Origin of the sequence: Caballeronia sp. dw_276, from assembly GCF_018449635.1 — a bacterium.
Lineage (GTDB): Bacteria > Pseudomonadota > Gammaproteobacteria > Burkholderiales > Burkholderiaceae > Caballeronia.
Genome location: NZ_JAAVUV010000001.1, coordinates 35876 through 47186, shown reverse-complemented (window position 1 = coordinate 47186; position 11311 = coordinate 35876). Strand labels below are relative to the sequence as shown.

12 protein-coding genes are annotated in these 11311 nt (G+C 59.9%); 5 read left to right on the top strand and 7 right to left on the bottom strand.

Going from position 1 to position 11311, the window contains the following annotated elements; translation table 11 throughout:
• Positions 1–188: 188 nt before the first annotated feature.
• Positions 189–902, bottom strand: a complete 714-nt coding sequence (locus tag HB633_RS00215) for a TetR/AcrR family transcriptional regulator (RefSeq protein WP_213776079.1) — start codon at positions 900–902, stop codon at positions 189–191.
• Positions 903–1042: 140 nt separating this feature from the next.
• On the opposite strand from HB633_RS00215, the gene HB633_RS00210 reads away from it, so the two are divergent.
• The 4 genes from HB633_RS00210 to HB633_RS00195 all read left to right on the top strand — a co-directional run bounded on the left by HB633_RS00210 (position 1043) and on the right by HB633_RS00195 (position 4845).
• The gene (locus tag HB633_RS00210; protein WP_213776078.1) at positions 1043–1939 is read left to right on the top strand and encodes an SDR family oxidoreductase; all 897 of its coding nucleotides are present in this window, start codon (positions 1043–1045) and stop codon (positions 1937–1939) included.
• 24 nt (positions 1940–1963) lie between these two features.
• On the top strand, positions 1964–3601 hold the full coding sequence (locus tag HB633_RS00205; RefSeq protein WP_213776077.1) for an acyl-CoA synthetase: 1638 nt from the start codon (positions 1964–1966) through the stop codon (positions 3599–3601).
• Between the two features lie 61 nt (positions 3602–3662).
• A complete protein-coding gene (locus HB633_RS00200) occupies positions 3663–4091 on the top strand; it encodes a DUF4174 domain-containing protein (protein ID WP_213776076.1) in 429 nt (142 codons plus the stop codon).
• A 127-nt stretch (positions 4092–4218) separates the two neighbouring features.
• Positions 4219–4845 (top strand): ABC transporter substrate-binding protein, encoded by a 627-nt coding sequence (locus tag HB633_RS00195; RefSeq protein ID WP_213776544.1) that lies wholly within the window; start codon positions 4219–4221, stop codon positions 4843–4845.
• Between the two features lie 120 nt (positions 4846–4965).
• Here HB633_RS00195 and HB633_RS00190 read toward each other — a convergent pair whose 3' ends face one another.
• The 4 genes from HB633_RS00190 to HB633_RS00175 all read right to left on the bottom strand — a co-directional run bounded on the left by HB633_RS00190 (position 4966) and on the right by HB633_RS00175 (position 7834).
• Positions 4966–5217 carry a hypothetical protein gene (locus tag HB633_RS00190; protein ID WP_213776075.1) on the bottom strand — a complete coding sequence of 84 codons (252 nt, stop codon included), beginning with the start codon at positions 5215–5217 and terminating at the stop codon, positions 4966–4968.
• A gap of 176 nt (positions 5218–5393) precedes the next feature.
• Positions 5394–6551: an adenosyl-hopene transferase HpnH gene (gene hpnH, locus HB633_RS00185; RefSeq protein ID WP_056363824.1), complete on the bottom strand. Its 1158-nt coding sequence runs from the start codon at positions 6549–6551 to the stop codon at positions 5394–5396.
• Positions 6552–6564: 13 nt separating this feature from the next.
• Positions 6565–7533: a 4-hydroxy-3-methylbut-2-enyl diphosphate reductase gene (gene ispH / locus HB633_RS00180; protein ID WP_213776074.1), complete on the bottom strand. Its 969-nt coding sequence runs from the start codon at positions 7531–7533 to the stop codon at positions 6565–6567.
• A gap of 43 nt (positions 7534–7576) precedes the next feature.
• Positions 7577–7834 carry a hypothetical protein gene (locus HB633_RS00175; RefSeq protein WP_213776073.1) on the bottom strand — a complete coding sequence of 86 codons (258 nt, stop codon included), beginning with the start codon at positions 7832–7834 and terminating at the stop codon, positions 7577–7579.
• A gap of 522 nt (positions 7835–8356) precedes the next feature.
• Between HB633_RS00175 and HB633_RS00170 the strand changes: the two genes are divergently transcribed.
• A complete protein-coding gene (locus tag HB633_RS00170; protein ID WP_213776072.1) occupies positions 8357–9544 on the top strand; it encodes a glycosyltransferase in 1188 nt (395 codons plus the stop codon).
• A 48-nt stretch (positions 9545–9592) separates the two neighbouring features.
• Here HB633_RS00170 and HB633_RS00165 read toward each other — a convergent pair whose 3' ends face one another.
• Both HB633_RS00165 and hpnA read right to left on the bottom strand, forming a co-directional pair.
• Positions 9593–10090 (bottom strand): hypothetical protein, encoded by a 498-nt coding sequence (locus tag HB633_RS00165; protein ID WP_213776071.1) that lies wholly within the window; start codon positions 10088–10090, stop codon positions 9593–9595.
• Positions 10091–10217: 127 nt separating this feature from the next.
• Complete coding sequence (hpnA, locus tag HB633_RS00160) at positions 10218–11252, bottom strand: hopanoid-associated sugar epimerase (RefSeq protein WP_213776070.1); 1035 nt, start codon at positions 11250–11252, stop codon at positions 10218–10220.
• Positions 11253–11311: the final 59 nt, after the last annotated feature.

The following is an 11311-nucleotide window of genomic DNA, read 5'->3' as shown; positions in this document are numbered from 1 at the left end:
AAGTAGGCGATTGTGTAAATGCGAATCGGTATCATTACATAAGTAACAATCGTTTTCAATTGAATAAAATGAACTTAACGAGTGACCGACGGACCAAGTCCGCGCAAACAAAGTGCGGTCTTGTCTGGAGAATTAGCGGGAAGAGGGAGAAAACCGGTGTTAATGCGGCCGGAATCGACGGCGGAGCGTCATTTTTTCGATGCAACGGCCTGGTCGTATTGCCGCAGTGCTGTGGCCATATCGCGCTGCAATTGGTCCAGCGCGGCCACACTCGGGTTCGGTGGCTGAAGGCCTTGCCATAAGAGTTGCGCGAGGCGGTTCGAGGTCTCTTCTATATCGACCGATTTCTTGCTGATTGCGTCCCACAGGACGTGTTCCATCGGGCCGTAGATGCTCGATCGCAGCAGGCTGAGCGGCATGTCGGCGCGAATATCCCCTGCGGTGACGCCCTCCGCCAGCACCTGCATGAGCGGCGCAGTGTAGCGCCGCTGAAGTTGCAGTATTTCGCTGCCGAAAGTGTCGTCCTTGGCGCGTCCTTCCGAAAGGATCAGTGCGCAAAGCCCCGGCCCGTCGATCATCAGCCGGTACAAATGCGTGCGGATCAGGAAGAAAAACTTCGCGCGTGTCCCGGTGATGTGCGGCAACGTGGCTTCGATCTCAGCGATGATCTCGTCATACCAGTCGCAGATCACGCGCACGCACAGATCGCGTTTGCCGGAGAAATACGTGAAAACCGTCGCCTCCGATACCCCCAACCGCCGCGCCATTTCAATCGTCGTCGCCGACGAATATCCACGCTCCGAAAACACTTCCCGCGCAACGACGAGGATGTCCCTCATCCGTTGCTCGGATTTCACGCTCGATGGCGCGCGCCGGGCGGGGAGGGCTTTGGACGGAGTCATATTGGTGGAAGATTTGTAAGTAATTTGAGTTTAGCTCAATTTCTAAGATGCATGGCTGTGAGAGTCAAAGGTATATCCCAGCTTGACGTACAACAGAAATTTGAGTTTTACTCAACCGCATCTCTTCTGGCGAATCCGACATGCAATCCATTCATCGATACCGCTCCGTCTTCCGCCCCGGCCTCTTCGAGAACAAGGTCGTCCTGGTCACTGGCGGCGGCAGCGGGCTCGGCCGATGCACGGCGCATGAGCTGGTATCGCTTGGGGCATCGGTCGTGCTGGTCGGGCGAACGCTTGCAAAACTCGAAGCTGTTCGCGACGAACTCGCGGCGGATTACCCGGAAAGCGTAGGCCGCATCGGCTGCTACGCCTGCGACATCCGCGATGAAACCAGCGTCAAGCAAGTCGTGGCGGCCGCGCTCGCCGACTTCAAGCAACTCGATGGTCTCTTCAATTGCGCGGGCGGCCAGTTCCCGGCGCCGCTCGACAAGATTTCGCTTAACGGGTGGGACGCCGTCGTGCGCAACAACCTGCATGGCACCTTCCTGATGTCGCGCGAATGCTTCACGCAATACATGCGCGAATACGGCGGCGCGATCGTCAACATGCTCGCCGATATCTGGGGCGGCATGCCCGGCATGGGGCACTCAGGCGCGGCGCGCGCCGGTGTCTGGAATCTCACCGAAACCGCCGCGTGCGAATGGGGTTACGCGGGCGTTCGCGTGAATGCCGTGGCGCCTGGATGGATTGCATCGGCGGGAATGGACAGCTATGACGAGCGTTATCGCGCGTTGCTGCGCGAACTCAAGCACAAGGTGCCATTGCAGCGCTTTGGTACGGAATCCGAACTTGCGGCCGCGGCGGTGTTTTTGTTATCGGAGGCGTCGGCGTTTATCAGCGGCTCGGTGATTCGCGTCGATGGCGGCGTGCCCAATGCCCGCCATTCGTGGCCATTGGCCGCGTCCGAGCGTACGCTCGAGTTCAACGGTTTTTCGCGCTACCAGCCGCCCTCCGGCCTGCAACAAGCCAGCGAATAACCTCCAAAAATCAAGGAAGAAACGATGCTTCCCGCAGCCGATTCGTACGAAACCCTGAACGCCGCGTTCTCGTGGCAGGTGCCTGCGCAATACAACATTGGCGTGGACGTCTGCGATAAATGGGCCGACGGCTCGGGGCGTCTTGCGCTCATCTACGAAACGCGCGATGGCGAACAAACGCGTTTTACCTTCGATGAACTCAAAACGCTGTCCAATCAATTCGCCAACGCCTTGACGCGCGCGGGCTTGAAACGTGGCGATCGCGTCGGGATTTTTCTGCCGCAATCGCCGGAAACGGCCATCGCGCATTTGGCGATCTACAAGGCGGGTTGCATCGCGGTGCCTTTGTTCGCGCTGTTTGGCGTGGATGCGATCCAATATCGGCTCGCGGATAGCGGCGCCGCCGCGCTCATTACGGATCACGCAGGCTTCCAGAAACTCGAGCAGATCCGCGACACGCTGCCGGACCTGAAGGCCGCGTATTACGTACGCGGAGAGCACGACGAACACGCACCCGAATACGCCCATATGTTCTGGGAGACGTTGCGCGCGGAACCGGACGCATTTACGCCCGTAGATACCGCCGCCGATGACCCCGCCGCCATCATCTATACGTCCGGGACGACGGGCAAACCCAAGGGCGCATTGCTTGCGCATCGCGTGTTGCTGGGTCATTTGCCGGGCGTGGAAATGTCGCAAGGCCTGTTTCCGGCGAACGCGAAGCTGATGTGGACGCCCGCGGATTGGGCGTGGATTGGCGGTTTGTTCGATGTACTGCTGCCATCGTGGCATCACGGCGTCGCGGTGCTCGCGCGCCGTTTCGAAAAATTCGATGGACCCGCCGCGTTCGACCTGATGGCGCGCCATGGCGTCACACACACGTTCCTTCCGCCGACCGCGCTCAAGATGATGCGCTCGGTTGCCCATCCCGAGCAGTGGAAATTGCGGCTGCGCGCGGTGGCAAGCGGCGGCGAATCACTCGGAGAAGAACTGATTGCGTGGGGACGCGCTGCGCTCGGCGTGACCATCAACGAGTTCTATGGGCAGACGGAATGCAACGTGGTGGTGTCATCGTGCGCGAGCTTGTTCGAGCCCCGCCCGGGCGCGATCGGGCGCAGCGCGCCGGGACATCGGGTGACGATCGTCGACGACAACGGCGCCGAACTCGCACCCGGCACGCCCGGCAATATTGCGATCAAGTCGCCGGACCCGGTCATGTTCCTGCGCTACTGGAACAACGAGCCGGCCACGCGCGATAAATTCCGCGGCCCGTTCCTGCTCACCGGCGACCTCGGTCTTTGCGACGCTGATGGTTTTATCCGCTTTGTCGGGCGCAACGACGACGTGATCACCAGCGCGGGATACCGCATCGGGCCGGCGCCTATTGAAGATTGTTTGCTTCGGCATCCGGCGGTGAGCATGGCGGCGGTGATCGGTGCGCCCGATGCCGCCCGCACGGAAATCGTGATGGCGTTCATCGTGCTGAACGCGGGGTTTGTGGCTGACGAAACGCTCGTGCGCGAACTTCAGCAACACGTGAGGACGCGGCTTGCGGCGCATGAATATCCGCGCGAGATTCGTTTTGTCGATGCGCTGCCTATGACGCCGACCGGCAAGGTGATGCGTAAGGAGTTGCGGTCGCAATTGCCGGCGGGAAGGTAAGCCAGGTCTGTCAGCGCAGTTTCCGCGCGAGCCGTAATATGAAGCATCAGGAGGCGCCGCCATGAAACTTTCCCTGTTAGCACCTGTTTTCGCTGCAGCTTTTGCAAGCCACTTTGCGTTCGCGGCCACTTCCGTTTCCATCGATCAACACACGTGGCACGATCGCCTGCTCGTCATCTTCGCCGCGGACTCACAATCCGCGGATCTTGCCGCTCAGCGCGCGGCCATTGCAGAAACGGGTGCGGGGTTCGGGGAGCGCGATCTGGCGCTGATCGAGGTGATTGGCGGCACAGTCAAAGGCGCGAGCGAAAACGCCAGTGCGCTCAGGCAGCGTTTCGGCGTCGGGCAGCAAGGTTTCCGGGCCTTGCTGGTCGGCAAGGATGGCGGCGTGAAAATCGATTCGCCGCGTCCGATTTCGGCGCGGGAGTTGATATCGACTATCGATGCAATGCCGATGCGCCGCCAGGAAGCGGGCTCGAAACTTCCATGAACTGTCGGCCGGTACGCCGGTCGATATACTGACGATGCATCGAGTCCAGGCCAATGCGAAGATCGTCACGCAGATGACCTTCGCTACCAACTGGACATCGCCCTCCAATACTCGAACTATCGGTCGTATGAAACGCTATTTGCCCGCTCGTGTTGCTTTTGTCGCCCTGGCTGTTTCGGCGGCGCTTTTTTCCAGCGCATCTTTCGCGCAAACAAGTCCTGACGCAGTGGTGAAAGGCGCTGTAGAAGGAACGGTCAACGCGATGAAGGCCGATCCCCAGGCTCGTGGTGGCGACATGGCCAAGATCACGCAACTGGTGCAGACGCGCTTCGTGCCGGCGACGGACTTCCAGCGCACCACGCGCATTGCTGTTGGGAAAGCGTGGAGCACCGCGACGCCGGAACAGCAAAAACAACTCTACGATCAATTCCAGACGCTGCTGGTGCGCACGTACACGTCCTCGCTTTCGCAATTACGCGATGAAGACGTCAAGTTCAAGTTCGATTCCCCCACGCTCGATGCCGGTGGCAAAGACGCTGTTGTCCAGTCACATGTGTATTCCACGGGAGGGGACAATCCGGTGCGGTATCGGCTGGAAAAGACGCCGGACGGCTGGAAGATCTACGACATCGACATGATGGGTGCGTGGCTGATCCAGGTATATCAGACGCAATTCGCCGGACAGTTGCAAAAGGGCGGCGTGGACGGCTTGATCAAGTTCCTGACCACGCACAACGCACGGACGGCGGAATAACGTTGGCGAGGTGAAGCAAAAAACGCAGCCGGCGAAAGCCGGCTGCGTTTTTTTTATCCTTAGGTTGACACCACTTGGCAGGGACCAAACTTTATGCGCACCAAGTTTCGCTTGACGCTCTCAGCACTCCGACACAAGCACCATCGCTGCCGACGAAACGTTCTTTGCGGATTTCAGCGCCTTCTCTCTGACTGCGATCATGTCTTCAGTAGTGCTCGAATATCGAAACGAAGCCGGCAGCAGCCGATAATCCGCTGCCACTTGCGCGGCCTTCGTCTCGCTGAAGCCTGATTTGCGCAGTGCCTTCGCAAGAAGCAGATAGTCGTCGAGGTCGGCTTTGCCGAGATTGATCATTACGTTGAAGTCGGCCATAGCATCCTGCTTGTTTGCCTGAAAACACGCGATGCTACACGGGCTCGCCGAAAGCGCGTCTTGAAAACAAGAACGGATGGAATACGCCGCTCAACGCAACGCTATCCACCCGTCCTTTTTCCTGCAGTTCCAGCAGCCGGACAAACCGGCCGCGGAAACACAACACGCTGAGAAACTCAGGCCGCAGCCGTCGTTGTTTGCTTGCCGCCCTTGTTGGTCTTCGCGCGACCGATTTCTTCAAGCTTGATCTCGACGTGCTTCGAGAAAACAAACTCCGCCGGGCGCTGATTATCGACCGGCAAGTCTTTCGCGTACGCGCCTTCGGTACGCGGACCGCGCAACGCCACGCGTGCTGCCTTCAGCGGATGCGCAACCGTGTCCATCACGGCGGTTGCTTCAAAGCCGCAATGAACCATGCAGTCGGCGCATTTTTCGTACTTGCCCGTGCCGTATTTGTCCCACTCGGTGGTTTCCATCAGTTCCTTGAAGGTCTTTACATAACCTTCGCCGAGCAGATAGCACGGACGCTGCCAGCCGAACACGGTACGCGCCGGGTTGCCCCAAGGCGTGCATTCGTACGTCTGATTGCCGGCCAGGAAGTCGAGGAACATGCTCGACTGGCTGAAAGACCAGCGCTTGCCGTTGTCGCCGCGCTTGAAAATGTCGCGGAACAAGGTCTTCGTCTTTTCGCGATTCAGGAAGTGTTGCTGGTCCGGCGCGCGTTCATACGCATAACCCGGTGAGACCGTGATGCCGTCCACGCCCATGGGGCCGAGCGTATCGAAGAAATTCGCCACGCGTTCCGGATCGGCGTCGTTGAACAACGTGCAGTTGATGTTCACGCGGAAACCACGACGCTTCGCTTCCTTGATGGCCGCGACTGCCTTGTCGTACACGCCGTCTTGCGAGACCGAATGGTCATGCGCCTGCTTGTCGCCGTCGAGGTGAACCGACCAGACGAAGTACGGATTCGGCTCGTAGTCGTCCATCTTCTTTTCCATCAGCAGCGCGTTCGTGCACAAGTACACGAACTTCTTGCGCGCGATGATGCCCTTCACGATCTGCGGCATTTCCTTGTGCAGCAGCGGTTCGCCGCCGGCAATGGAAACTACCGGCGCGCCGCATTCATCTACGGCGGCGAGGCAGTCTTCCATGGAAATACGCTGATTCAGGATGGGATCCGGATAATCGATCTTGCCGCAACCATTACAAGCAAGATTGCAGCGAAACAGCGGCTCGAGCATCAACGCGAGCGGATAACGCTTGTTGCGCATGAAATGCTGGCGCGCGATGTATGCGCCAACCCGGACTTTTTGCAGCATCGGAATAGACAATTGCGTGTGCTCCTTAATCTTCGCGAAGGGCGCCAGCGGAAGCCGTTGCCACTGCAAGCGGCTTCGTCAGCTTCGCGGGGAGTTTGAATTCAACTTTTTCTTCGCGGCCGGACATTGTCGTCACTTCAACAGGGCCCAGCGCGCGCAGTGCATCAATTACGTGTTTGACCATTTCTTCCGGCGCCGACGCGCCAGCCGTGATGCCGACCGCCTGCGCGCCCGCAAACCATTCGGCCTTCACTTCCGAACCGTCCGCGACCAAGTAGCTCGGCACGCCGGTTTCGGCGCCGATCTCGCACAGGCGGTTCGAGTTCGAACTATTCGTGGCGCCGACCACGAGCAGCACGTCCACTTGCGTGCTGAGTTCGCGGACTGCGGCCTGCCGGTTTTGCGTGGCGTAGCAAATGTCACGCGTATCCGGCCCGACGATGTCACTGAAACGCCGATGCAGCGCGTCGATAATGCCGCGTGTGTCGTCCACGGACAATGTGGTTTGCGTGACGTATGCAACTGGCTCGTCCACCGGCAGCGAGAGCGTGGCGACTTCCGCCTCGCTCTGTACCAATACCACGGTGCCGGGAATCTGGCCGATCGTGCCTTCCACTTCCGGATGCCCCGCGTGTCCAATCAATATCAGCGTGCGGCCCTGCGCGACATATTGCCGGCCTTGCACGTGAACCTTGGTGACGAGCGGGCAGGTTGCATCGAGAACATCCAGGCCGCGCGCCTGCGCGTCCGCTTCTACCGTTTGCGCGACGCCGTGTGCGCTGAAAATGGCGACGGCGCCGTGCGGCACTTCATCGAGTTCCTCGACGAAACGCGCACCCTTGCTACGCAGATTGTCGACAACATGCCGATTGTGGACGATCTCATGGCGCACGTAGACGGGCGCGCCATGTCGTTCTAAAGCGCGATCGACAATCTCGATCGCACGGACCACACCCGCACAAAAGCCGCGGGGTTGAGCAAGGATAATACGCATATTCGGGCGAACTCCGACTGGCGCGGGTTTCGAATGGAACCGGCTAAGCTTCGATCAAATCCGGTCGATTTGTTGTAAGCAAAATTAAAGCTTCTCCGAAAAGCTTCACGAAACAATTGCCTAAAAATAGACCATTCGTTTCAACTTTAAGGCCGAACTTGACCGCGTATTCTAACGCGTTCGCTTTTTGGATGCTTGTTACAGGGTCGTTCCACTTCGCGCGGCAGGGTCGAATTCTTTCGCGCACGGCGATGCCGTAAACTGATGGCCGCTGCATTTGCATGGATGCGGCGGGCTTCATGCGTCGAACGCCTGAAGTCGGTTGCGCGATTAATCGTGGTAAATCCAGCAATAAAGGGCCATTTAGCGCAGCGTGACCGCGTTGCGACAGCGAGCAGTTCAATCTAGCGCGCGACTCGGACCCGGTTCGCCACCGTACGCGAGTGACTGATTTGTATCGTATTTTTGATTTACGATGGCCGAATTATCAGGCGCCGGTCGTTGCGCCTAGCCAACAAAATTTACATCGATGCGAGCCGCAGACGGCGCGTAGTGGCTTTTTTGAGCGAATCAAATGCGCGTACGCGTTCCAAAACGTCGCGTTGGCCGAATGGCATATCGACACGAAGCGCTGCGACCATGCATGCTTGCTGCATGATATGGACGCCTCCCGGCAAGCCCGTTGGCGAGCCCGTCGGCAACCCTTTCACCGAGCCTGCATAAGCGTTTGAGCGTACAGTTGCGCCCTGTCGGAGCGCTCCGCCGGACGCCGGCGGTATTGCTTTTATTCAACCCGTTGTGAATCTGTAGAACCGAACTGACGATGCTCTTGATTGCCTGGTTGTCCCTTCTCATCTGGATTGTCCTGCTGTTTGCCCGCGGCGGTTTCTGGCGCGCCCAAGCCATCGAGCGCTTGAGCGAAAGCACCGTCCACGCCGTGGGACAGGCTGAAATTGCACGCCGTGGCGCCTGGCCCGCGGTGGTCGCGGTCGTGCCGGCGCGCAACGAAGCCGATGTAATCGGCCGCGCAGTGGCGTCTTTGCTTGCCCAGGATTACGCGGGCTCGTTTCATCTGATTGTTGTCGATGACCACAGCACCGACGGCACCGCTGACGCGGCGCAGGCCGCCGCGCGCGATCTGGGGTTGGAAGACCGCCTGACCGTGCTGACAGCCGCGCCGTTGCCAACGGGCTGGTCAGGCAAGGTATGGGCGCAATCGCAGGGGATCGGCGCTATCGACAAGCTGGGCTTGCCGGCCGACTACCTGTTGCTGACCGACGCCGATATCCAGCATCCCGCCAACGCAGCGTCGCAGCTCGTCGCGCGGGCGATTCTGGAAGACCGCGATCTCGTCTCGCTGATGGTGCGTCTGCGCTGCGATTCCACGTGGGAAAAAGCGTTGATCCCGGCGTTCGTGTTTTTCTTCGCGAAGCTATACCCGTTTTCGTGGGTCAACAACGCGCAAAGCCGCACGGCAGGCGCGGCGGGCGGCTGCATGATGGTCCGGCGTGCGGCGCTGGTGGAGGCCGGGGGAATCGAATCCATACGCGGCGAGCTGATCGATGATTGCAGCCTTGCTTCGCGCATCAAGTTTCGCAATGGCGTGAATGCGGCGCGCCCGATCCGTCTGGATCTCGCCGCCGACAGCGAATCGTTGCGTCCCTATGACGACTGGCGCGAAGTCTGGAACATGATCGCGCGCACGGCATTCACGCAGCTTCGCTACTCGGCGCTGTTGCTCGCGGGCACACTGATCGGCATGTGTGTGATCTATCTTGCGCCGCCTGTCATTGCGCTTTCCATGGGCGCAAAAGGCTGGCCGGCGTGGCTTGCTTGGATTGCAATGTGCTGTGCGTACGCGCCAATGCTGCGTTATTACCGTCGCTCGATCCTGTGGGCGCCGCTGCTGCCGCTGGTCGCGCTGTTCTATGTCAGCGCGACGGTGGGATCGGCGGTGCGGTTCTGGAGTGGGAAAGGCGGGCAGTGGAAGGCGCGGGTCCAGGCGCCTTGAGGTCTTGAATCACGTGGGCCGGGTGCATGCGACCGCGGCCCGCGCTGATTACCGTTGGGTCAGCATGGCGTACAACTCGATCACCATATCCGGCGAGAACGAGAACGGCACCCAGCCGTGGCCTGTGTGCCGCAACACCAGCAGGCGGTCGCCATTCGGATAGCGCTGCGTGGCCATCACCGGGTTTTTTGTCGCGACATAACGCCAGCCGGGCGGCAATCCTTTTGGCTGGTCGACGGTCATCGAAGCGCGCGCGTTCGACAGTTCCTCGATCAACTGCGACACGCCTTCGGGACTCAACGCCACGGTCTTCCCGCCGATGCTCATCTCAATCACGTTCTGCTCGGGACGCGACACGTTCAGCGTGGGCTTGGCGTCGATTGCGGGCGCGTCATCGGCCGTGGCGGTTGCAGCGGTTGCGTTGGCTGCGGCGGAATCAGAAGCGGAGCCGGATTCAGGAGCAAAAGAGGCGGAAGGGGAAGAAGCGGCCAGAATCAGTTCATCGAGGCTTGATTCCAGCGCGCCGAGCTGGTCGGTTAAGTTCATGCGGTGTATGCCTTTTCTTGCCTTGCATCGAACCTGCGATTTTAACCGCTGCGTACTCTGCGGCGCGCCACGTGTTGTAACAAAATGCGTGTTGGCGCGCTTAAAACGCAGCTGGTCGCGGTGGCGATCAGCGGTTCAGATAACCGTTTTCGCGGAACCAGTCGAGCGCGTGACTCAGGCCTTCGCCATAGGGCCGGGCGCTATATCCGAGTTCGCGTTCCGCTTTCGCCGACGTGAAGTACATCTTGTTCTTCGACATCCGCAATCCGTCGATAGTGACAAACGGCTCCTTGCCGCTGAACTTCGCGAACAGTTCAGCGCCGGCCGCGAGCGGATACAACGGACCGCGCGGCAACTTGATGGTCGGTGGCTTGCGTCCGGCCAGACCGGCAATATCGGCGAGCATTTGTTGAAGGGATAGGTTCTCGCCGCCCAGAATGTAGCGCTCGCCAATCACGCCGCGTTCAAGCGCGAGAAAGTGACCGTTCGCGACATCGTCCACATGCACGAGGTTCAGGCCGGTATCCACGAAAGCCGGGATCTTGCCCGTCGCCGCTTCCACGATGATTCGCCCGGTCGGTGTCGGCTTGACGTCGCGCGGGCCGATCGGCGTGGACGGATTCACGATCACCGCCGGCAAGCCGTCGTTCGCGACCATGCGCTCGACCGCCCGCTCGGCCAGAACCTTGCTGCGTTTGTACGCGCCGATCGTCTGATGTGCTTGTGCGGGCTTGGTTTCATCAACGATATCGCCCGACGGATTCACCTTCAGCGTCGCGACGCTGCTCGTGTACACGATCCTTTCGACGCCTTCGGCGAGCGCCGCGCGCATGGTGGCCTCGGTGCCTTCGAGGTTCGCGCGCTCGATCTCGCCCGGGTCGCGCGCCCAGATCCGGTAGTCGGCGGCCACGTGCATGAGGTAGCGCACGCCCTTCATGGCGGCGCGCATTGACGCTTCGTCGCGCATGTCGCCGAAGACGACTTCTGCGTCGAGGCCTTCAAGATTCTGCCGGGAACTGGTCTTGCGTATGACAACGCGGACATCGTAGCCGCGCTCCCGCGCCAGTCGCGCAACCGCCGATCCGACAAACCCGGACGCACCCGTGACAAGCACAAGTCCGTTGGACACGTGAGCGTTGCGACCATGTACTGGGTCAGTCATTTTTTCCTCTAAATCTGTCTTGAAAGGTAACAGTTGCGCGTCTTCCGAAGCGTCCTGAT

Coding starts and splice junctions, on each gene's coding strand:
- HB633_RS00215 (WP_213776079.1), bottom strand. CDS start 902: ATGACTCCGTCCAAAGCCCTCCCCGCCCGGCGCGCGCCATCGAGCGTG.
- HB633_RS00210 (WP_213776078.1), top strand. CDS start 1,043: ATGCAATCCATTCATCGATACCGCTCCGTCTTCCGCCCCGGCCTCTTC.
- HB633_RS00205 (WP_213776077.1), top strand. CDS start 1,964: ATGCTTCCCGCAGCCGATTCGTACGAAACCCTGAACGCCGCGTTCTCG.
- HB633_RS00200 (WP_213776076.1), top strand. CDS start 3,663: ATGAAACTTTCCCTGTTAGCACCTGTTTTCGCTGCAGCTTTTGCAAGC.
- HB633_RS00195 (WP_213776544.1), top strand. CDS start 4,219: ATGAAACGCTATTTGCCCGCTCGTGTTGCTTTTGTCGCCCTGGCTGTT.
- HB633_RS00190 (WP_213776075.1), bottom strand. CDS start 5,217: ATGGCCGACTTCAACGTAATGATCAATCTCGGCAAAGCCGACCTCGAC.
- ispH (WP_213776074.1), bottom strand. CDS start 7,533: ATGCGTATTATCCTTGCTCAACCCCGCGGCTTTTGTGCGGGTGTGGTC.
- HB633_RS00175 (WP_213776073.1), bottom strand. CDS start 7,834: ATGAAGCCCGCCGCATCCATGCAAATGCAGCGGCCATCAGTTTACGGC.
- HB633_RS00170 (WP_213776072.1), top strand. CDS start 8,357: ATGCTCTTGATTGCCTGGTTGTCCCTTCTCATCTGGATTGTCCTGCTG.
- HB633_RS00165 (WP_213776071.1), bottom strand. CDS start 10,090: ATGAACTTAACCGACCAGCTCGGCGCGCTGGAATCAAGCCTCGATGAA.
- hpnA (WP_213776070.1), bottom strand. CDS start 11,252: ATGACTGACCCAGTACATGGTCGCAACGCTCACGTGTCCAACGGACTT.